16 protein-coding genes and 1 pseudogene are annotated in these 21148 nt (G+C 51.6%); 6 read left to right on the plus strand and 11 right to left on the minus strand.

The genetic code is table 11. The features are described from left to right. Nucleotides 1-2441 (minus strand): Ig-like domain-containing protein (locus DFG60_RS13340; protein WP_157964551.1); only part of this gene is annotated, 2441 nt, incomplete at its 3' end. Between the two features lie 605 nt (nucleotides 2442-3046). Here DFG60_RS13340 and DFG60_RS13345 point away from each other — a divergent pair. Genes DFG60_RS13345 through DFG60_RS13680 form a run of 3 tightly spaced genes read left to right on the plus strand, consistent with a single transcriptional unit; the run spans nucleotide 3047 to nucleotide 4518 of the window. After that, nucleotides 3047-3481 carry a sigma factor gene (locus DFG60_RS13345; protein WP_114572268.1) on the plus strand — a complete coding sequence of 145 codons (435 nt, stop codon included), beginning with the start codon at nucleotides 3047-3049 and terminating at the stop codon, nucleotides 3479-3481. A gap of 30 nt (nucleotides 3482-3511) precedes the next feature. Beyond that, nucleotides 3512-4342, plus strand: a complete 831-nt coding sequence (locus DFG60_RS13350) for a tyrosine-type recombinase/integrase (protein WP_114572269.1) — start codon at nucleotides 3512-3514, stop codon at nucleotides 4340-4342. After that, the gene (locus tag DFG60_RS13680; protein ID WP_157964552.1) at nucleotides 4342-4518 is read left to right on the plus strand and encodes a hypothetical protein; all 177 of its coding nucleotides are present in this window, start codon (nucleotides 4342-4344) and stop codon (nucleotides 4516-4518) included. Before DFG60_RS13350 ends, DFG60_RS13680 begins: the two co-directional genes overlap by 1 nt. 68 nt (nucleotides 4519-4586) lie before the next feature. On the opposite strand, the gene DFG60_RS13355 is transcribed toward DFG60_RS13680, so the two are convergent. From DFG60_RS13355 to DFG60_RS13365, 3 genes and pseudogenes are all read right to left on the minus strand, one after another. Continuing rightward, on the minus strand, nucleotides 4587-8072 hold the full coding sequence (locus DFG60_RS13355; protein ID WP_114572270.1) for a hypothetical protein: 3486 nt from the start codon (nucleotides 8070-8072) through the stop codon (nucleotides 4587-4589). 501 nt (nucleotides 8073-8573) lie between these two features. Further along, nucleotides 8574-9334 (minus strand): annotated as a pseudogene (locus DFG60_RS13875) (ATP-binding protein). After that, nucleotides 9331-9780, minus strand: coding sequence for a hypothetical protein (locus DFG60_RS13365; protein WP_114572271.1), 450 nt, complete (start codon nucleotides 9778-9780; stop codon nucleotides 9331-9333). Before DFG60_RS13365 ends, DFG60_RS13875 begins: the two are co-directional and overlap by 4 nt. A 653-nt stretch (nucleotides 9781-10433) precedes the next feature. Here DFG60_RS13365 and DFG60_RS13685 point away from each other — a divergent pair. Both DFG60_RS13685 and DFG60_RS13375 read left to right on the plus strand, forming a co-directional pair. Then, nucleotides 10434-10595, plus strand: a complete 162-nt coding sequence (locus DFG60_RS13685) for a hypothetical protein (protein ID WP_157964553.1) — start codon at nucleotides 10434-10436, stop codon at nucleotides 10593-10595. Further along, the gene (locus DFG60_RS13375; protein WP_114572273.1) at nucleotides 10582-11208 is read left to right on the plus strand and encodes a transposase; all 627 of its coding nucleotides are present in this window, start codon (nucleotides 10582-10584) and stop codon (nucleotides 11206-11208) included. The genes DFG60_RS13685 and DFG60_RS13375 overlap by 14 nt, the downstream gene beginning before the upstream one ends. A 499-nt stretch (nucleotides 11209-11707) precedes the next feature. Here the strand turns inward: DFG60_RS13375 and DFG60_RS13380 are convergent, their stop codons facing one another. From DFG60_RS13380 to DFG60_RS13390, 3 genes are all read right to left on the minus strand, one after another. Further along, on the minus strand, nucleotides 11708-14452 hold the full coding sequence (locus DFG60_RS13380) for a hypothetical protein (protein WP_114572274.1): 2745 nt from the start codon (nucleotides 14450-14452) through the stop codon (nucleotides 11708-11710). A 685-nt stretch (nucleotides 14453-15137) separates the two neighbouring features. Then, nucleotides 15138-15551 (minus strand): hypothetical protein, encoded by a 414-nt coding sequence (locus DFG60_RS13385; protein WP_114572275.1) that lies wholly within the window; start codon nucleotides 15549-15551, stop codon nucleotides 15138-15140. Between the two features lie 67 nt (nucleotides 15552-15618). Continuing rightward, nucleotides 15619-16851: a UDP-glucose dehydrogenase family protein gene (locus tag DFG60_RS13390; RefSeq protein ID WP_114572276.1), complete on the minus strand. Its 1233-nt coding sequence runs from the start codon at nucleotides 16849-16851 to the stop codon at nucleotides 15619-15621. A gap of 107 nt (nucleotides 16852-16958) precedes the next feature. On the opposite strand from DFG60_RS13390, the gene DFG60_RS13395 reads away from it, so the two are divergent. Next, the gene (locus DFG60_RS13395) at nucleotides 16959-17216 is read left to right on the plus strand and encodes a hypothetical protein (protein WP_232818718.1); all 258 of its coding nucleotides are present in this window, start codon (nucleotides 16959-16961) and stop codon (nucleotides 17214-17216) included. Nucleotides 17217-17299: 83 nt separating this feature from the next. Here DFG60_RS13395 and DFG60_RS13400 read toward each other — a convergent pair whose 3' ends face one another. The 4 genes from DFG60_RS13400 to DFG60_RS13415 all read right to left on the minus strand — a co-directional run. Beyond that, the gene (locus DFG60_RS13400) at nucleotides 17300-17716 is read right to left on the minus strand and encodes a helix-turn-helix domain-containing protein (RefSeq protein WP_114572278.1); all 417 of its coding nucleotides are present in this window, start codon (nucleotides 17714-17716) and stop codon (nucleotides 17300-17302) included. A gap of 147 nt (nucleotides 17717-17863) precedes the next feature. Beyond that, a complete protein-coding gene (locus DFG60_RS13405) occupies nucleotides 17864-19216 on the minus strand; it encodes an SdrD B-like domain-containing protein (protein WP_198661605.1) in 1353 nt (450 codons plus the stop codon). 192 nt (nucleotides 19217-19408) lie between these two features. Continuing rightward, entirely contained in the window at nucleotides 19409-20011 is a 603-nt protein-coding gene (locus DFG60_RS13410) for a restriction endonuclease (RefSeq protein ID WP_114572280.1), read from the minus strand. A gap of 205 nt (nucleotides 20012-20216) precedes the next feature. Beyond that, on the minus strand, nucleotides 20217-21148 hold a 932-nt coding region (locus DFG60_RS13415), incomplete at its 5' end, for an IS3 family transposase (protein ID WP_157964555.1).

Raw genomic sequence — 21148 nt, forward strand, 5'->3', positions numbered from 1 at the left:
GAAGGGCTTAGCGCCTCGAAGTCGGCCATGTCCTGCGTCAGCCCCGCGATCACTTCCTCCGTCACGTAGCCCGTCACGTTCGGCAGCACGCCCTTGTTCGTATCGTAGGTCTCCATCACGCTTCCGATGAACGCCTCCACGCGCAGGTCCTCCGGTGCTGCCGCCGTGTTCACGTGCTTCAACGCTTCGCGCGTCGCCGTCCGGTTCACGACCGCCGCGTCGAACACCCGCTTCAGGCGCTCCAGGTCGAACCCGTTCCCCTTGTTCGCCAGGACGTCCGTCGCTACCGCGACCTGACGGTCGCCCGTTCCCTCATCGCCCGAATCGTCGAGCTCGAGCGCATCATATCCAGAGAGGTCGAGCTCGAGCGCCTCCGCGACGAGGGCCTCCTTCATCTCGGCGCCGTCCGTCGCAACGTTCACCGCTGCGAGCGCCAAACTGACATCTTCTTGATTAGGTGTTACTTCAATACTTCTTTCAGAACGAACATTTGATCTATCAACCGCTGTCGCTCTCACAACTACTGTTCCGATTTCTGAGGTTGTTACTAATCCATCTGGGCTGATAGTCGCAGAACCACTCACAATCTCCCAAGTAATCGCTTTATTCGTAGCATTTTCCGGCAATACGCCGACTGAAAGTTGCAAAGTTCCACCATTTTCAACAGTAGTTTCTCCCGTAATAGTAATGGAATTCACAGCAACTACTGCTGGAGTGATGATGCCACTTCCACCACCTCCGCCTGTGACCGGCGGCACTACAACGACTGGTGGGATTTCCTTGCCGTCTTCTTTTCCAACTTGTCCGATTTGGTCTTGATCCTTCAACAAGTCCTTACTCGAGATGTTATCGACCTTCGTGTCCTTGCCAAGTTCAATTTTTCCTTTGTTCGATGCTGAAGCAGTAAGGTTCCCTAGCTTCGCTACATCAAGAACGACGTTTGCTGCACCGTTCAGAATCATTGAATCAATTGGCGCAGTTCCGTCAACTACTACTTCATTACCTACCGTCGAAACTTTGACTGCTTTCGTTGGAACGTTGATGCTTACCTTCGAAGCATTGTTGATTAGCTCCAGTTCTTCAATCGAAGAGCCCACTTTCCCGTTCAACGAAATGTTTCCTGAAGCAGCCACACTGCCGATTTTAGCACTAGAACCGAGAACAACATTCGTATTTCCATTTGCAATCATTCCAAGGATAGGACCGTTCAGTGACAACTTATCGACTTTCGGGCCAACAACGACTTTACTCAGCGCATCGACGTTGCCTAGGGTAAGCGAAGATCCAACTGTGACTGATTGAATTTTGGATCCTTTTAAGATGTCAATCACACTGTCTCGTCCACTCGCAGAGACTGTCTGGATTGTTCCCGTCAGCCCAAGTTGAACGTCGGATTTACTGAGATTGATTTGTACGAGCTTAACACTCGCATTTCCACTCAAAGATAATGGATCTGCAGATTGGACGATGACTGTACCGATGTCGCCTTGCATATCAACTGCAGACGTTCCTTTCGAAATAAAGACCTTGCTCAACGTCGTGCTCTTATCTGTCAAGAGTACCGTATTCGCATTCAAGATGATTTCTCCGACCGTAGACTTCCCTGTTGCTTTGATTGCCGTATGAAGCGCCTTCACTTCGACTTTTGCCAACTTCGAGTTCACAAAGACCAAAGCCAGTTTCGGTTTGATTACAGCTGTTTTCTTCACTGAAGAATTCGTTGCGAACATTTTGAGCGAACCCGCAAAAGAACGTGCCCACTTCGAAACGTTTTCGTTACTCGGTGCCACACTTTGTTTGACAGCTTTCGCTTTTCCTAATACGGTTGTCTTTCCCTTCACCGTGAGACTATTTGCATAGAAGACAGAACTCGCTTTTTCCGTGAGTTCGACGTTTTTAGCAACGGTAAGATTTTTAACAGATACATAGTTTGCGTTAACACGTAGTGACCCTTTAATGTACGCCTTTTTGCCATCAAACGTGACATTTCCTTTATACTGCGAATCACCTTTCTTGGATGCCTTGCCAGCTGCGTTCAATTCAAGCAAGATGATATCCTTGATGTTACCTTTCTTGTCGTATGTAAACTGGATACGTGCCTTCTTCAAAGCGGTACTGTTCGCAAAGAGACCGCTCATCGACTTCGAATACGTGTATGTCTTCTTGCCAATCGTGATCGAGGTCTTCGTGATTTTTGAAATTGAAGAAAGTTTAGAGATGGACACAGCAGAGCTTGACTGCTTTAAGGAAATCTTCGAATCCTCCGATTTGTTTTGTACACCAGCAGAAACGTAGCGCACTTTTTGCCCTTCTGAAACGTTTACTGCCTTGCTCGCTGCTTCCACACTCAGCGCATTGAATGGAAGCGTCGTCGCTACTACTGAAGATAGAGCGATCGTCCCCATGATAGTTTTGAATTTATTCATTTTCTGATTAGTCATCTAAAATTCACATCTCCTTTTATTTTACGTAATCAAGTTCTTAAAAAACCTTTTAATGATCGTCAAAATACAATTTTCAGAATGATAAATTCTAAACTATTGAAATTTGTGTCTATCCACACATCGAAGTCAATCCCCGTTCTATCCCTGAAGACGAAGAAGAGAAGGAATTTTTAAAGACAGTGGAAGTATTTCATCAAATGCATCTATAATGAAAAATTTACCATTACCAAAATCTATTATATGAAAATACAGGAAAATTATTTTTGTTTTTTAGATTATTGTGGTAACTGTTTTTTGTTTTTTCATTCTTTGCCCTCTATTATTTTTACTCTCGGGATGGGATGACTCAATATTTTTAACGTTTTCCGAACATCGCTTCCATATAAGTCGAGTTATATGGAAAACAGAAACAGGCTTAACTCAAGTAAGGAAGCGATCTTGTCTTAAGCAAAGGCAGCCCTTTCGCTACGATTTCCGCCAAGTCCCTCGTCCGTCTCGACGAAACACCAACGTTTTTCGCCTCCTTTCTTCCGTATAACTCGACTTATACTGCAAGGACCGCGGAAAAACAGAAGACATGCATGTCAGACAGGGATACTTGGATGGAACACTTACTTACGAAATGGGAACCACTTTTGAAGAAAATGCTGTTCACGCTCGGTATCCACCCGAACGAGCACGACGAATGCCTCCAGGCGGCGCGCCTGCGCCTCTGGAAGTCAATCGAGGAAGGGAAGGAGCTGACGGCGACGTTCGTTAAAATCCGGGCAAAGGGCGGGATGCTCGATCATCTCGCGAAACGCAACCGGACGCTCGAGCGCGAGGTCGCGTCCGACTCGCCGCCGGAGCGCCAGTATTTGCAGGAGACGTCGTTCGGCTCACTGATGGACGAGCTTAATAAAGGATTGTCGAAGAAGGAATACGACTACCTGATCACGCTGATGCAGGGAAAGGAGGAGGAGTCGGGCTACAGCCCGTCGCGCCAGCGCTCGTTCAAGAGCGAACTGCGCAAGAAGGTCATCGCCCTCTTGAGTTAAGCCGACTCAGAAATTCGAGGAGGACACGCGATGAATCCGTATCACGAAGCAGGACTGAAGATGATTGAGGAGCACTGCACGGGGCACACGGCGGTCAACTACCGCTCCGACTGGAACCGGTATTGCGCGCGTTGCGCATCGATCGCGCCGAAACAGATCGAACAATTCTTAAGGGAGGAGCAACGGACGAAGCAGCCGGCGACGGTCAACCGGCTGAAGAACGCGCTGTCGTCGATCTTCAAGCAGTTGTGTGAGGCGAAAATCGTCAAGAAGAACCCAATTCTCGCGGTCAAACACAAGGCAAACGTCCCGCAACGGCAGTTCCATGTCTTTTCGTGGGAGGAAGTGAGACGGGCGACGAACCGGATCGATGACCCGGCCGTCCATCTCTTCTATACGTTGCTACGCTCGACCGGGATGCGTTTCTCCGAAGCACGGAGCGTCAAAATTAACGACATCCGTTTCAGCGACCGCCACATCGACGTCCGGTACGGCAAGGGCAACAAGTCACGCGAGGTTCCACTTTCACTAGAATTAGAGGAGGAGATCAAGACCTATCTCGACGAGGCTCGTCCAAACGTCGACAGTGATGATTTGTTCGTCACGAAGGCGGGAGCGTTAATGAACGAAAAGATGTTAAGGAGGAGGATGCGGGAGGTAAGTCTCACGGAATTCAATCGTGTCATAAAACCGCATGACTTGCGCCGGACGTTCGCGACGACGCTCTACCAGCAGACGAAAGACCTTAAATCGATCCAAGTCTATCTCGGCCACGGAAACATCGAGACGACGATTCGCTATATCGGGCTCGATAAGCACCATATCATCGATTCAATTGATTGGTTGAATGAAGAAGGTTAATGGAGCACGCGAATGAGTCTCGGAGAGGATGTTCGGTCTTTGGGATCCTCCTGCTCGACTCGACGATCGATTCTCTCGCAAAACGCAACAAGACGCTCAGAAATGAAGCGGCGTCGGACTCGCTCCCTGAGGTGTCACGCAAACACGCGATACGAGTCATACAAGCAGGGGGATAATGATTGGTTAGACAGGTGCAAGTGAAAAGATCCCAGAAGCCATGGCCTCTGGGATCTTGCTGTTTAACTTATTGTTCTGTCGGAAAATCAGAATCCGTCTCTTCATCAATTGGATTCTCTTCACTGTTCGAATTTTCTTCCCCCATCGTTACCGGAGGAGTTGGCTCATTAATCAATTCTGAGAATGCTTTCCCATCGATAGCAAGCAGCTCTCTTTGTCCTTCAACTACCTCACCAAGTTCCAGGACACACGATTCAACCTGATATTCCCCGTCCAAGTTCATGATCGTGTATACTTTGTAATCTCCTTCTTCACGATACATCTGTTCCGTTCTCCACTTGTCCATATAGTAGCCATCTTTTCCTTCGAGAAGCGTTTCATAAAAATTGGAGACCGTCGAGTTGATCCACTTACCTGAAGGGGATTGAATCAAAGTAATCCGCTTTCCATAAGCTTGATTATTTGCCATCAGGAGATACTCGCTGTCGTTTTTACGGAACCTGATGTCCATCTGTTCCTCTTCAAATCCTCCTGTCTTGAGGAATGTTCCGATCTTGTTTGCTTCCACCAATGATCTCTCCGCCACACTCTTGACATGCTGCTTTTCCTCTTCACCAGTCAGTTGGTTTCCCTCATCCGAGTACGCAGAGATGTGATCAACGATCCCTCTATAGATGCTTAGAAATTCAGGCGAAAACGACTCATTGATGAGTTCGAATATGCTGAAAGGTAAGTTGCGGCTGTCATGTAACAGATAGGCTCTATACACATATTCTAGAGCCCGCTCTTTATCTCTTACATCATTTACATTGATTGTCCCCTCGCCGAAAAGGCTCTCCTCACTGTTGATAGCAAAGACCTGTTTGTAGTCACCAATCTGGAGTTCATATACGCCTCTTCCAGGGGCAGTCGTTTTTACTTCTAGTGTCCCATCGACCACTTTGACTTCTGCATCCGGCAGCTCTTGCTGTCCATGTAAGGATTTGATCGTCATCCCCGTTGGCGAAAGTTCTTCGCCATGATTGTTGAGGACTTGTAACGGGATCTGCGTCGTCTCACCAGTCAGTACATTGAGATAGGTCAATTCCTGATCGAATCGGGCATCTTTCTCCATAATCATGTAAGGTACATCGACTTTTTCGAACGAACGCTCACTCTTGAAAGTATATGGCAAGAAACCTGGTACAAGAATCGTAGCCCCAACTTCCCGGTCTTGGTACCAGTGAACGGGAATATCGAAGGTGATCGATTTCGATGATTCATCGTAATACGGATAAACTGTGTACTTATTGGTGTGCGCCCATGCAATCATCGCCCCTGTATCGATGCCATCGACCTGATACCGCACATAACGCGCTGCCCGCGCGTTGTCTTCGATCGGAATTTCCTTTACGTGCCCTTCGAGGGTTGCAGTATTTTGGGGTACGGGAGCACCGTTAATGCGCTCAAGCGTGTAGTATTCATCCTCATTTTCGTTCGAAAAATCGAACGTCACTTTTTTCAGTGACCCATCATTCATTTCAAAGAGATGAACCGACTTCGTCATCGAGCTGTCCCACTCCATATATCCGTACGTTTCTTTTGCGAAATTAAATACCCGAGAAGATTGGACACTCATTTCTTGAGTTGCTACGATTTCGCCATCTTGTATGCGGTAATAACGGATTGCATTCGGGATATACACTTCTAAATTCGGCAGCTCGCTGTACCCTGGTTGGTATTCTAGCGTTTGAATGTCTGCTTTTTCAAGATTTTCGTAATTCTCCTCACTGCTCTTTGTTTTGACAAGACGGATCATTTCAATCATATGTTGAACCTGTTCCGATGATTTTAGCTCCCATACATTCCCTAAATATGTACGGTATTGCGAAATGTTCACCTCATCATAGTTTTCAATGTCTCCTGCTTCGACAAGGTTCGTGAATGTTTGCTTATTCATGTCGAATATCTTATAACGATCACTTACCAAATTCTTAAGCTGCGCCATCGCTGCTGAAATCTGGACAGGTTGCTCTTGGGAGTCATCCGGATCCACAGGGTCTACTTCTACAGGGTCTACAGGTCCTGGGGCAGGAACAATAACGACAGGTGGCGTCGGCGGTGTTACCGGCGGTGCAGGTGGCGTCACGATTTTCGTCTCATCCACTTTAACGGTATCGACGACAGTCGTTCCCATATCGACCTTCCCTTTGTTCGCTGAACCTTCTGAAACCGTGCCGACCTTCGGAAGAGCGAGTTGGACGTCCGAAGCCGTGTTCAGCTTCAGTTCCGTGATTTCGGCTTTCCCTTTGATGGCGACGGCTTTGTCGCTCGTCGTCTCGACCGTCACCTGCTTCGTCTGCACGTCGAGTTGGACGCTTGTCGCATTGCCCGAGAGGACGAGTTGGTCGAGCTTTCCGGCACCCGTGACGGTGACCGGTTCCTTCGCCGTCACCTTCGAGACCGTCGCGCCTGAGGACAGCGTCAGCGCGGAAGCAGCATGGACGTTCAACTGGCCGACCGGCGCCTCGATCGTCGCCTTCGTATTCTCGCCTTTGATGTCGAGGAGAGGAAGTTCACGCAATGATTGCACGGAGGCGCTCTTGACGAGGGTGATGTTCGGCACTTCCAGCTTGTCGCTGAATGAGACCGTGCTGCCCGCCCCGTTCAACACGACGTGCTTGATCTCGCCGGTCGTCTGCAGGCTGAGCTTCCCGTTTTCAGCAGTCGTCTCGAATTGTCCGACTGTCGCGTTTCCTGTAAGGGTCAGCGCCTTTGCCTCCGATGTCAGTTGCCCGACAGACGCATTGAGGGTGAAGGTCGTCACGTTCGATTCGACGAGCACACGCTCGATCGATACGGACGGGCTCGCCTGAATATTGATATTCGCAGAAGCCGTCATATTCTGGACGGCAGCGCGATCCGACAGCTGGACGCGTGTATTGGCTAAGCTGAGGTCGAGCTCTGATACCTTTCCTTTGACGATTGAAAGCGTCGGGAATGACACGGCCTGTTTCGTCAGCTGCTTCGCAGGACGGTCTTGCGAAATTTTCGCAGCGTTCACACCGACGAGCCGTGTGACAGACTTGGCGCCACTTGCGAGACGCAACGCTTTCGAGACGGTCACGTTCTTGACGGTCACGTAATCCCCGTTCACTTTGATCGTATCGATTTTTTGACCTTTCCCATCGAAGCTTGTGTTTTTCTTATATGTCGTGTCGCCAGCAACCGACTTCGCGCCGCTCGTGTTCAGTTCAAGGAAGGCGATGGTTTTGAGGTTGCGCTTCGCATCATATGTAACGGAAAGGCGTGCCTTCTTCAGCACTTTCTTATTCTGACGGAAAAAACTTGCCTGCGCCTTTGACAAATTGTAGGTCGTCTTGCCGAGCTTGATCGTTTTTGAACCAATCAGCGTCAATGGCTGAAGGCTCGATGTCGAGACTTTCACCTTTAGATTCGTTTGGGTCTTCACGGAAGCATAGGCATCGGCGGATAATGTGTTGACAGGAGCCACCGAAAATAGCGTGGTAGCGATTGCGATTTGACTGATCGTTTTGATGAGTGGACGTGTCATAAGAAAACTCCTTCACGAGATTGTGATTTACATTTACGATTTTAAAAATAGAAAATATTACCTTAATCACAATATAGTAAACCACACTATCCACAATTCCATTTTTATACATATGATGAATCGATGGCGTGTCATCACGGATGATCAGATGGTCGAGTAAGTAGATCCCCATCAAGTCACACGTCCTTTCAGAAACTTAGACACTTCGAGGTCTGCTCTTGATGGCTCTTTGTTCCCACTCCGATGATTGTGCGCGACCTTGAAACCGCTATATTGAAGAGGGCTATTTTCCACAATTAAGGATTTGCAGTTTTTACACGAATTCGCTCGCCTCGAGTCTATACTCAACATGGTAAAGATCATGGAAAGTGAGGACGACTGGAGTGGAAAAAGTGAAACTGTACGCGGAAATGAGACCCTTGCAGGACTTAGGCTTCTCCAAGAGTGTGAACGTCAAGATAAAAAGTCATTCCGCGATGATTTAGCCGCAACACTTTCCGATTATCGAATTGTCTCCTGTTCGGGGTTAAAAATCGTCGGACGAAATCTCATTCGGTAGCTCTCCTCGTCCATCTGAACGATTTCTGCGCGATGACGGAGCCGATCCAGGATCGCCGTGACGATACCTTGTTTTCCGACTAACTCGCCCCAGCTCTCGGGCCGCTTGTTCGACGTGAGGATGATCGAGCTCTTCTCGTACAGTTCATTGATGATCTGGAAGAAGAGGTTCTCCTCGCGTTGTTCCATCGCCATGTACATCATGTCGTCTAGAATGACCAGATCCGACTCGACGGGTCGTTTATATCTCACCTCGAAACGACGGATGACGTTTTGCGTCTTCAGGAGATGGAGCGCCTCGCTCATCGTGCCGAAGCTGACCTTCTTGCCGATCCGTATGACGTCGAGCCCGATCCTTACTTCCCGGCCCTTAGGGGACCGAAGAGGATCAAGTTGTGGTGGCTCTTGAGCCAGTCATGTTCCCTCAACTGGTTGAATTGGCGGGCGCCGATTGAATGGAGATGCTCCAGTTCGAAGTCCTCCAGGCTTCGCTCGACGGAGAAGTTCGCCCATCGCAAGAGACGTTCTTGTAACTTTTCTTCCCTTCTTCTTTGTTCGTACGTGAATAGCTCATGAAGTAACTCATGGTGCGTCCAGAGTTCCTGTTCCGCTGTGCGCAGGGGGCGCGGGAGTTCCGCCGCACTCTCGACCAGCCGCAAAGAACGCGCGATTTCTTGGATGCCTTCGATCGGATGCTTCGTCATCGTCCGGCACCTCCCGTCACCACGTCGATGTAGGACGCGAGCTCACGGATGATTTGGAACTGGTCGCGTATGTATCTCAGGTAGCGGGCGACGATCTCGTCCAGGAAGCAAATGGCTGTCTCGTGTCGCGCGAATAGTGCATAGACGTCAGCGGTCTGCCCGGAATGTCGGGCGGTGAAGTCATGCCCGTGGACCTGTGGCCTGGACGAGCGTGCCCCAATCGGCTGAGATTTGTGCTTGGCGATGATTTCCCCCATTCCCGGATAGACCAAGGCGACCGTTTTGCTTTCCTCGCTTTCGTGAAGGTGGAGGACACGCTCATCGCCGCTCTGGTATGTCCCGTATAGTGAACCTTTGTAGAGAAAACCATATTGTCCTTGTGGAGGGTTCTCGTCACACTGGACGTAAGATTTGTCTCGAGAGAGACGGATGAGGAGATCGGGCACAGATGCGGCTTTTCGAGGGCGAACATCGTGTCAGGTCTTTTTTGTCGTTTTGTGCCACTTGTGGTTCGCCGTCTGTTGCAGCCACTCTACGCATCTTCTGTTCCAGTCCGCAAGGTCAGTGGAGCGCCGGCCATGAGCGAAGTTTCCTTTCACGTATTGCACCACGCGCTCCAACTTCCCCTTGGATTCCGGATCTCGCGTCCGCCAGAGATAGAGCTTGTAACGTGAATGTGAGAGAACGAAGGTGATGAACTGCATCGGCTTCTACATGCCGTCCTCGGTGGTGACGCGTACCGTCCCGAAGTCGACCTGGATCTGCTGACCGGGAGGAAGCTCTTGTACGGCAACGTATTCCCGTTCCTTCGTGCTCTTCCGGATTCCATAGTCGTTCGCAGGTCCCTGACGTACAAGCGGACCGTGCTCACGCTAGGCACGACCGCGAAGGAGGCCGAACGGATCTGCCCGACTCTTGGAATCCGGTGGAGCCACGACACGCTTCTTCGGATCCTGCGGCGCACACCTGTCCCGACCAAGTCGTCATCGTCCATAGGGGTCGACGATTTCGCCTTCAAGAAGGGACGCCGATACGGGGATGCGAGGACACATCGGCCAATCGACCTCCTTCGCACGCGGGACCCTGTCGAGTTGTCCGAATGGATTGGAAATCTGCCTTCGAAAGGGCGGCCACGCCGGATGCGATGTTCTCGGAAAAGAAGATGGAACAGGTGACGCTCGTCCGGGAACTTCACGATTGTGGATTGTCGCTAAATACGATCCACAGCTTGACTGAACTGGAGGACGGTGAAGAAGTATAACATTCCTGGCTATCATCCAGCTGCGAGGCGTCCTCGGTCTCATCCGATTGATGCCTTCATGGATGACATTCGGCGAGGCGTCGCGTCATACATGACGCTCAAGCAGATCGATAAGTCGATACGGGCGAAAGGGCACGAAGGTTCCTATAGGGCGGTCCGTTACCGTGCGCGCGACGTCCGGCGAGGTGTGGTGAAGAGTTCCCCTTTCTATCTGGCGCGCGATGAGGCGTGTCGTCTGCTTTGGCAGTGGACACCAGAGGTTCTCCCGACCGGCCAGGTCGGGGTATCGGAATTGTTGACGCTTTATCCGGAACTCTCCACATTCTGCTTCATCTACGGATTTCGCGAGGCGCTACGGAACCGTGACCCCGCACAGCTGCGCGAGCTGTTGGGGAACCGAGCTGTGCTCGAGCAACCCCGTCTCTCCCGTTTCGTGCGCCGCGCGCGGAAAGACATCGACGTCCTGTTGGCAGCCTGCTCACACGAGGAGAACAATGGGTTCGTCGAAGGAAACATCAACCGTCTGAAGACGATCAAGAGGATGTGCTATGGGCGGGCGAAGTTCGATTTCCTGCGGATCCGTGTGCTCTGTCGGAATCCGGATGCCTCCTGATCTCCACGTCTCTATAGCCAGAAAGCGAGCGTTCCCGATGACGGAGACGCTCGCTATCATTCACCAACATTGCGTAAGAACCACTCCTATTCTGCATTACACACTTAGCAGTCACAATCCCTTTACCATCTTGATTGAAACGATGTTCACTCTTTTAGCAGGCTGACGTACAGAACTTCCTTTCTCATTTAGATTCAGGTCTGTCTTCTTATTCATTACATACTCTTTCACTATGATTCCTCCTCAAATAGAAATAGCCCTAACTCCTCGAAAGGAATTAGGGCTGTCATCTCAATCTACATCACTATTATAATATATGGTTATCTTTCTATTTGATTCGGTTTCCTACATAAATAACAAGCTATTTCCCCAGAAAAAAGAAGCACAGGGTACGGCCCCATGCTTCTCTATTCCTATGGAAAAGGGTGCTAAATTAAGATTGATTAAAATCCTTAGACCAGCACACTCTTACTCCACAGAGCTTTAAAGATTCTTATTATTACTTAGCTACAGTTACTGAAACTCCGTCTTTAACTACGATATCGTTAGCATCTTCAATAAGAGCACCATCAGTTTTAACTGTTAAAGTACCAGTTTTCACTGTAGACCAGTTAGAGTCTCCTCCAACGATGTTAATAGTCATTTTGTTGCCACTGATTGTACTAGTTGCTGTTGCAGCAGTTGTTCCTGGAAGAACAGCAGCAGCAACGAATACGTTGTTTCCAGACTTAATTTCCAAGTCATTTAGCAGAGTAGTAATGTTTGCATGATCTGTAGTATCATCTAGGTTTTCACTAAAGGTTAATACTAGTGTATCTGCAAGTAATTGAGCACTTTGAAGTGTAGCAGCAGTGTTATCAGCAACTTTAACTGTTCCAGAGGTAGTATCTACTACATTTCCAGCTAAATCGGTAACGCCACTAACAGATAATACTGCGTTTGTTCCTGCAACTTTCGCACCAATGTTAATAGAGTTAGAAGGTAGTACAATTTCAACTACATTTCTAGCAGGAGAAGTGAAGTAAAGATCCGTTCCTGCAGGTAGTGCAGCACCATCAAGCTTATAGTTAGAGGCAAGTAGAGCACTTGAGCCAACTTCATCAACTGTTCCAGAAATAGCGTTTGTATAAGTTACACGGAATACGTTGTTTCCGCTGTTTGAGATTGCTGCAACAGGTTTTGCAGAATCAGCTGCTGCACCAACAGTTACTGTAGTTGTAAATTCAGCATTTGTGTTACCTAGTGCATCAGTTACAGTACCTGCAGGGACTTTAATTGTATAAGTTCCATTATCAAGTACAGCACCTGTTGCAGCAAGGTCTACATTAAGCACTTTACCTACAACTTCAGTTTCACCAGTACCAGCAACGATTGGATAACGTACACCTTTTGCATCCGTTACAATAATATTTGATAAAGTTCCAGCCACAAGGTTTTCATTTGCTGATAATTCAAACTGAGTCTTACCAGTGTTAACTTTGCTAGAAGCAAAAACAGGACCAGTTGAATCCTTCACTAATGTTACAGATGTAGTATACGCATCATTTTGATTTCCTGCTGCATCAGCTACAAGACCTGCGTCAATTAGGAAAGTCAAAGCTTGACTTGAAGAACCGCTAGCAAAAATTCCATCACCATTAGTAGTTCCATCTAAATCTACAGTTACATCAAAAGTTTTTCCTGTAGGATCAACAATTGTATTTTTATAAACTGAAATTGTAGGAGAAACTCCAGTACCGACATGTGAATAAACTGTTGCACCTTTAAGAACTTTCACATCACCCGAAACCAAATCAGCTGCTGATGTTCCGAGTGCTTCATTGTAAACGAATCTTACTACGTTTTGTGAAACTTGTGTAGCTGAAACAACATGAGGTTTTGTTACATCAGATGCTGGAACATTTACAGAACCATTATACAGATCCATAGTTACTCCCGCTGCATCTACACCACCAGCTGCATAAAGATTAGCAGTTGTATTAGCTGAAAGAGCTACAGTTGCTTCAACTTGTTGTTGATTAGATCCAGTTACAAAACCTGCATTAACTGGGTTTCCATTAACACGAAGTGTAGTTGGAGCAGTTGCTAGAGGTTCTGAGAAAGTTAGAACTACTTTTCCAGCTTTATATTCTGTTTTTGTAACTGTCGGTTTAGCTGCATCAGCAAAAGTTGTGCTGAATGTAGCATCAGCGATTGTTTTTGCATCTTTAGTAGTTACTCCAGTTACCTTATATGAAAATGCAGTGTTTTGAGCTTTAGCATTTGTAAAAGTGATAATTACCGATTTACCATCTTCTTGAAGCTCTGCTGTTCCATTTAAACCAATAGCAGTACCATTTTCTAGGTAGTTAGCTGTATTAACAGATGTAACAGCATCTAGTTCTTTATTAAAAGTTACCTTAACTTGCTTAAGGTTAATCGCCTTTACTTCTTTAACTTCAGGAGTAGCGAGTGCTGCTTCAGCCTTCACGATCTCTGCTGCTGCTTTATCCAGACGCGCTTGGAAGTCAGCTTTGTCTTTCGCGTTCAATCCACCGAGTTTGAACTCAGCTTCTTGAGCTGCTTTGAGGAGCTCTGCAGATGGAGTAGCTGCTACTTTAGTAGCTGCTGCTTCGTATGCTGCTGTCTTCTCTTCGACTACAGCGACCCAGCGCTTGTATTCTGCTGCTTTTTTGTTTTCGACGACAGCGTATTCGAACGATCCTGTGAGGACTTGGTTCTTACCAGCTGTGTATTCGAACGCCGCAGATCCTTTGTGGCCAACTGTAGAAGAGTTGATGCCTGATACTGCAACTTGGCGTTGGTAAGTCTTGCCTGATTTCGAAGTTACTGTAGCTGTTACTGTGTCTTGCGCTTTACCTTGCTCGACTTGAACAGTTCCAGAAACGTCGATGATGTAGTCTTTAACGAGAAGCTTGAGGTAAGCTTTCTTCGAAGTGCCTTCGACTTTACCTTCGAGGACTTGGTATTTGTTCATGTATTGTGATTGGAAGCTTGGCTTCTCCCACGTTACAGAGCGTGTCGCGTATTTGCCGTTCGAGAGCTTGACTTTCACCGTGCTCGGGAACGAGAGTTTTTTGACTGCTGTTTGGAAGCCACCGTAGTGTACGATGTGCTTTGGAGCGACGATCGAAGCGACCGCTGGTGTTGCAGCGTTAGCTGCGATTGGTGCGACTGCCGAAGCTGTCACTGCGAGTGCAGCTGCAGCTGCATACATTTTGTTCGATTTGTTGGTGTAACCCATTTTTGAATATCCTCCCTTTGGTAAGCTACCTTGTCTCCGCGCTGTCCTTCCCTCTACGTCGAGTTCCGGACTACAGGATTTCCCCCACATTAGCATTCAGTTCATACTAAACATCGGAATAAAATAGAAGAAACTTCCTCTTCTACCCCTTTGATTGATCTAAACCCAACGCTAGATGAAGGTAAAGTTTTACATTGTGATGAATTATGTGGCTTTAGCTAAATTTGGAAACATTGTATGCTTCTTCAATTCATCGTCTGGCTCTCGTTGTATGTACCCATCACTCTGTATCCCTTATCGTCACCTGTTGGCCCAATCTTTAGCGGTTCGACAGTGTAAAAACAATTTTTTACAACATTGCAGGCAATCCCACCGTTTTCCAGTTCGTTTTACCCACAAAACAAATATACATAAATTAACTGGATTGAACAAGCATGATTTTGTTAAAAACAGGGTAAATTGAATGGGTGATGAATAATTTTTACATGGCAACACATGGAAAATGAATTATTGATTACCTTATTCTTCAAAAACGTTTATTTGCCGACAAAAGACGACATGGAATCGCTTTCTACTGTCGAACTGTTTTCTTAAAAACGAATCCTGAATTTCGCACTTATTCTCCATTTCTTGAAAAAGCACATAATAAAAGAGGCCAACCCGCAAAAACGGATTGACCAAACTTTTAGACGACTGAGGCGTTCGCCTTACCGAGCGCTTCCAGGAAACGGTCCAAAGGGTAGGCATGCTGCTCGTCCCCCTCGATCTCGACCCAGTCGTCCTGCCGGCTCAGGCGAAGGGGCAATCCCCGGCTGATCCAGTCGAGCTGGGCGCGCAACAGCTTCCGTGTCCTTGCGACGAGATGGCGCTCCGCGTCCGCGAACTGACGGAGATACTGCAGGACGTAGCCGAAGCCGAACTCGACCGGCAGGCGGAGCTCGACACCCCCGTCGATGATCCGGATCAGCCCTGCGCCGTAGTGGATCGCCCGGAGCCATTCCTCATCGAGTCCCTCGAACCCTCTCCCGTCCGTCAGGCAGAGCGGCTCGAGCTCCCCGTTCTTGCCGGTCGGCATCACTGCGAAATAATCGATCTTCAACTGATCTCCCCCTCATATGTAAAAAGACAGCGAGCGCCCCGTGGCACTCGCTGTTCTTTACATATCGTCACGTCAGATTGTTCGACGGTAGCTTCCCTGCTCGGCCGATCGCCTCGTAATGGACGCCGTCCGGTCTGTCCGCGAAGCGCCAGCAGTTCCGCCCGTCGATCAGGCGGGGCGTCCGCATGACGGAGAACGTCTCGGGCGCGAGCTTCTTCAGCTCGTCCCAGTCCGTCATCAGGACGGCGACGTCCGCGTTTTGCAGCGCCTCACGCGCCGTCTCCTTCTGGTCGAGCGACGTCGTTGCTGCCGGGTCATAGGCCGTGACGACGATGCCCGCGTCCATCAGGCGCTCCGCGAGGCGGAGTGCCGGCGCGTCGCGCGTGTCGTCCGTCCCCGGCTTGAAGGCGAGCCCGAGCAGGGCGACGTGCATGCCAGTGACAGGTGCGATCTTCCGGACGAGGTGGTCGAGCTGCTCGGCGTTCGTCCGCGCCGCCCCCTCGACGACGTGGAGTGCTTCACCATGTCTCGCAGCGAGCGAACTGAGCGCCGCAATGTCCTTCGGGAAGCACGATCCGCCGTAGCCCGCCCCCGCCTTCAGGAAGTCAGGACCGATCCGCGGATCGAGCCCGATCCCGCGCGCGACGCCGTTGACGTCCGCCCCGATCTTTTCGGCGAGACGCGCAATCTCGTTGATGAAGCTGATCTTGACCGCGAGGAAACTGTTCGCCGCGTACTTCGTCAGTTCGGCCGTCGCTGGATCCGTGACGAGCACCGGCGCGTCCGTCCCGAGCAGCTGTTCGAGCTCTCGCGCGAACGCCTCACTCGTAGTCCCGATGATCAGGCGGCTCGGCTCGCGCGTGTCCTGCAGCGCCGTCCCCTCCCGGAGGAACTCCGGCACCATCGCGAACGTCAGCGACGGATAGACCTGCGCGAAATGCTCGGTCGTCCCGGGCGGCACGGTCGACTTGATGACGACCTTCGCTCTCGGGTTCGCCTTGAAGATGCTGACGATCGCCGCGTCGACGTACGACAGGTCGCAGCTTCCGTCCGGTCGTTCCGGCGTCCCGACGGCGATGATATAGAGCGGGCTCGCCGGATAGTCCGTCGTGTACAGTAGCCGTTCCGTATTTCCAGCGAGTGCCTCAGAGAGACCCGCCTCTTTGATCGGGGTCCCGCCTTCGTTCAACTGCTTGATTCGTTCCTCGTCGAGGTCGACGCACGTGACGTCGTGATGCCCCGCGAGATGGGCCGCCGTGACGAGCCCGACATACCCTGTTCCGATGATCGTCAGTTCCATCCGTTTTCACTTCCTTCTCCTATACTCCCTTCACTATATAAGAGGGAAGAGGTTTTTGCTATCTCGGATATCCTTGCGCTATACTGAGGACGGAAACACAAGGGGGAATGAACGTGGCAGTGATCATCTTCAGCCTGCTCTGTCTCCTCGCCTACCGCTATCGCCGCCTGCCGGAGCGGGTCCGGACGGTCCTGCTCGTCCTCGGACTGCTCAGCGGCTGGTTCGCCCTGTTCGAGATCATTGGCTACATCGAGGCGAACCCGTACCTCGCGGCCATCCCGATCTCGCTCGGGCTCGGCTACTGGTACTGGCACCGGAAGAAGAAGCAGCGGGCGATGCGGATATTCGAGCGGACGACGAAATGACGGGGAAGGTGCTAGCACCTTCCCCGCGCAAACCAAAAAGAACTCTCTGGAGCTATGATGCCCAGAGAGTCCTTTTGCCGTCCTTACAGCATCCGCCGCTCCTGTTCGAGCTTTGCGATCTTTTCGTCGAGCTCGAGTAGCTTCAGCTCGTGTTCGAGCTCAAGCCGGCGCTTCTCACGCTTGAGGCGGGCGAGGTCGCCCTCGACCGCATCCATCGTCCGCTCGGGCGCAGCGCCCATCTGCCGGAGCGGGTCGAACAGCGTCTCGCGCGCGAACTGCGCCGCCTGCGGTCCGAACAGGTCCTCGAGCACCGGGACGAGCTTGTTCAGCGCCGTCCCCGGGATCTGTGATTTCTCCGAGACGAGGCGTTTGAGCGCCTCCTCGTCGACGAGATAGCTCTTCCCGTCCTGCTCGGCCGCGAGTTCCCCCGTCCGGATCCAGCGGCGGACCGTCTCCTCCGATACGCGCAGCAAGTCACTGATCTGTTTCGTCGTCAGCATGTTCCTCATCTCCTCGTGTGTTGATACGCTCATTATACACATATGCGTGTGCATATGTCCATTTCCACACACCAATCGTCCGGAGAGGAAAAACAAAATCCATGCCTGGACGCGTCGGTCCCGGCATGGATGGAAGTTCGTGTGCGATCAAGGGCGGCGGAAGAACAGCCACGCGCCGAGGACGAGGGCGGCAAGCCCCGTCTTCGCGTACGGGAACGGCGTGTCCTCGCCCGCCTGCGGCAGCATCGGCACGGCCTCCGCCTTCGCTTCCTCCTTGCCGCCAGGCGTCCCGGTCGCGACAATAGGCGTCAGCTCGGCGAGCAGGATGTGGCCCATCCCGTCCTCCTCGAGCACGGTCTGCGCACCCGGTGCGACCCGTTCGAACAGCTTGATGAAGTCCTCGTAGCTGCTTGGATCCATGTCCTCCGTGTTCAGCTTCGAGGCGACTTCCGACTGGACGCTCGCGCCCTTCTCGGCGTCGAGGTCGATCAGCCCGTTCAGCAGGTCGGCCGAGAGCAGCGACTCGAACGGCGTCCGGTGGATCGCTGAGAACGTATAGCCCTTCGGCACGTCGATCTTCATCGTGTAGCTGCCCGGGTCGACGAGCGCCATCCCGACGTCGTCCTTGCCGGCTGCGTCCTTGCTGACGATTGTCCCTTCGCTGTCATAGACGGTGTACGTCGCAGGGATCGTCTCCTCCATCATCCCGGCCGCCTGGTTGCGGTCCGCGTCGACGAAGTTCGCCATCACGAGCAGCCCTTCGAGGTCCTCTTCGAGCGGCGCCGCGGCGCCGGCATCGATGACGCGCGTCCCGTCCGTCAGCTCGAACAGCTGCGAGTAGCCGTCCTGGTCGACGTCCGAGTCACGCGCTTCGTCGCCCGCTCCCTCATGCGTGAAGGCATAGATGTCATAGGCTGACGCGTCGAACGCGACCGAGTACTTGCCCGGCGCGACACCTGCGAACGTGTAGGCGCCGTCCTCCGTCACCATCTCGGCGACGACGTCCTCGTTCGGGTCGAGCAGATAGACGACAACGTCCGACAGCAGCTCTTCCGCCTCGCCGCGAAGGCCGTTCGTGTCCTCGTCGAACCAGACCGTCCCCTTGACGATGCCTTCGCCTGGCACGGCCTCCTCTGCCGGTTCCTCGACCGGCTCCTCGCTCGGCGCTTCTTCCTCTTCTGCCGGCTCCGCCTCTGCTTCAGGCGCGTTCAGGACGAGCACCTTAGACGACGCGTCCGCGCCCGTGATCGTCAGGTTGAGCGCCTCCTCCGTCGTCACCTCGAACGTCTTCGTCTCCGTGATGTCGATCGTCTGCGTCGTCCCGGTCTGACCCGCGACCGTGAACGGTTTGTCGGCAGTAAGCGTGAGCGTGCCGCTGCCGGTGAACGTCAGCGTATATGGACCGGTCCCTGACGGCGTGACGTCCCACGCCTCCTCCGCGAAGACGGGTGACGGCAGGACGACGGTGACGGCGAGTAGCGGTGCGAGTAGTTGTTTCATGTATGTAGGCTCCCTTATTCCTGATTTTCTCATTACCCTCATATCGTAAACAGAATTGCAAGATATTGCTATATCTAATTTCAAGAATCTCGTCCTGATTCCTCCAAGCCGGCGAAAAAAGACGGCCTCCCGTCTCTTGAAGGCCGCCGTCGATAAGCTTTTTCGCACGTTCTTCCGAATGTCCCTGTCGCCTCAGAGCCGCGTCTCGTTCAAGATGATCTCCGCCGCCTTCAGCCGGACGGAGTCGTCCGGACTCTCAAGCAGCTCGCGTACCGTCTCGAGCGCCCGGTCACGCAAGTCGGCAAAGCCCGGGTCGACGCCCGTCTCCTGTTCGACGAGGCGGCGCACGACTTCCTTATGCTTCGAGATGTCGGCGACCGTCCCCGGATAGCGGAGCGATCCCTTCAGCACTTCCGGAAGCTCGCCGCGCAGGAGCGGCTTCTTGCCGAAGTACCAGTCGACCTTGCGCTGATGGGGATAGCCGAGACCGGCGACGTCTCTATCGAGGTCCTTCTCGTAGCGATAACCGCTCGTGATCTTCCCGAAGTAGACGTCCTTCTTGTTCGCGTCCGGGACGATCACCAGGTCGCCCTCCTGCATCAGATGGACGAGGATGTTGACGTTGCCAAGCCCCTCCTGCCATCCCTTCCGTTTCAGGCTCTCCCGAATCTCATCATAGCTCAGCACGTCGAGCCGCTCACCGACCGGATAACCGACGGCGATGATCCCCTCCTCCAAAAAGTCCTGCATATGGTTCGCGCCATGGGGCAGCGGACGAATGATCCAGACGTTCATGTGCCTCTCCACCTTCACTTTTAATTTGTGACCTCATATTCCTTATATTGATAATACAACTCAGAAACAATAATGTCAATATGAGTCCACATATTGTTTTCGAAGCGTGGAAGTCGCAAGGACAGGCACTTTTTTTTGAAAATCATGCATAAAAAACGTCCCTCCCCGTGAACTGAACCAAAAAAGTTAGACTATGAATGATTCGTCAGGCGACCTTGAGGACCTGGGTCCGGTATTCCACCGGGCTCAGGTTTTTTAGTCGTCTCTTGATGCGACGATGGTTATAGTACTCGATATAACGCTTGAGCTCACATTTGAAGTGGTCCATGTCATCGAACTCTTTGAGATACAGGAGCTCGGACTTGAGCACGGCGAAGAAGCTTTCGATGGCTGCGTTGTCGAGACAGTTGCCCTTACGGGACATACTTTGAGTGATGCCGTGCTCCCGGAGCGTACCGATGAATGGCCGGTATTGATAATGCCAACCTTGATCGGAGTGAAGAATCGGCCGTGCCTGCCCGTCGAGCCTCCCGATCGCCTGGTCCAACATCTCGCCGACGAAATGATAGGTGGGGCGGTCCGACACGGTATAGGCGATGATCTCCCGGTTCCCCAGGTCCATCATCGGCGAGAGGTAGAGCTTCTCCCCGAAGAGGTGGAACTCGGTGACGTCAGTCACCCATTTCTGGTTCAGGCCGGAGGCCTTGAAGTCCCGTTGGAGAAGGTTCGGCGCGACCTCCCCGACCCGCCCCTTGTAGGAGCGGTATCGCTTCATGCGGACGAGGCACTTGAGGCCGAGCTCACCCATGAGGCGGCGCACGGTCTTCGGGTCGTGTCGGAAGCCTTGGCGCTCGAGGAGCGCGTGGATGCGACGATAGCCACATCGTCCCTCGTGTTCGTGGAAGAGGGCATGGATGGCCGCCTTCACCTCCGCATACTTGTCCTCGGCCGTCAGGCGCGTCCGCCAATAGTAATAGACGCTCCGGGCCATACCGAGCACGCGAAGGAGTCCCGGGACGGGATAGGTCGCCCGCAACTCCTCGATCACTTGCGCCTTGATCCGGTTCGTCGCGCATTCTCTTCTTGAACCAAGGCTCTCAATTTTTTTAACGCGGCGTTCTCCATCTCGAGGTACTC

Origin of the sequence: Exiguobacterium flavidum (assembly GCF_003344535.1) — a bacterium.
GTDB classification, from domain to species: Bacteria; Bacillota; Bacilli; order Exiguobacteriales; family Exiguobacteriaceae; genus Exiguobacterium_A; species Exiguobacterium_A flavidum.

Bases quoted from the DNA above. Each gene is read 5' to 3' on its own strand.
- DFG60_RS13390 (WP_114572276.1), bottom strand. From the start codon at position 16,851: ATGGAACTGACGATCATCGGAACAGGGTATGTCGGGCTCGTCACGGCG.
- DFG60_RS13380 (WP_114572274.1), bottom strand. From the start codon at position 14,452: ATGGGTTACACCAACAAATCGAACAAAATGTATGCAGCTGCAGCTGCA.
- DFG60_RS13685 (WP_157964553.1), top strand. From the start codon at position 10,434: ATGGATTGGAAATCTGCCTTCGAAAGGGCGGCCACGCCGGATGCGATG.
- DFG60_RS13355 (WP_114572270.1), bottom strand. From the start codon at position 8,072: ATGACACGTCCACTCATCAAAACGATCAGTCAAATCGCAATCGCTACC.
- DFG60_RS13345 (WP_114572268.1), top strand. From the start codon at position 3,047: ATGGAACACTTACTTACGAAATGGGAACCACTTTTGAAGAAAATGCTG.
- DFG60_RS13400 (WP_114572278.1), bottom strand. From the start codon at position 17,716: ATGCTGACGACGAAACAGATCAGTGACTTGCTGCGCGTATCGGAGGAG.
- DFG60_RS13680 (WP_157964552.1), top strand. From the start codon at position 4,342: ATGGAGCACGCGAATGAGTCTCGGAGAGGATGTTCGGTCTTTGGGATC.
- DFG60_RS13410 (WP_114572280.1), bottom strand. From the start codon at position 20,011: ATGAACGTCTGGATCATTCGTCCGCTGCCCCATGGCGCGAACCATATG.
- DFG60_RS13395 (WP_232818718.1), top strand. From the start codon at position 16,959: ATGAACGTGGCAGTGATCATCTTCAGCCTGCTCTGTCTCCTCGCCTAC.
- DFG60_RS13405 (WP_198661605.1), bottom strand. From the start codon at position 19,216: ATGAAACAACTACTCGCACCGCTACTCGCCGTCACCGTCGTCCTGCCG.
- DFG60_RS13350 (WP_114572269.1), top strand. From the start codon at position 3,512: ATGAATCCGTATCACGAAGCAGGACTGAAGATGATTGAGGAGCACTGC.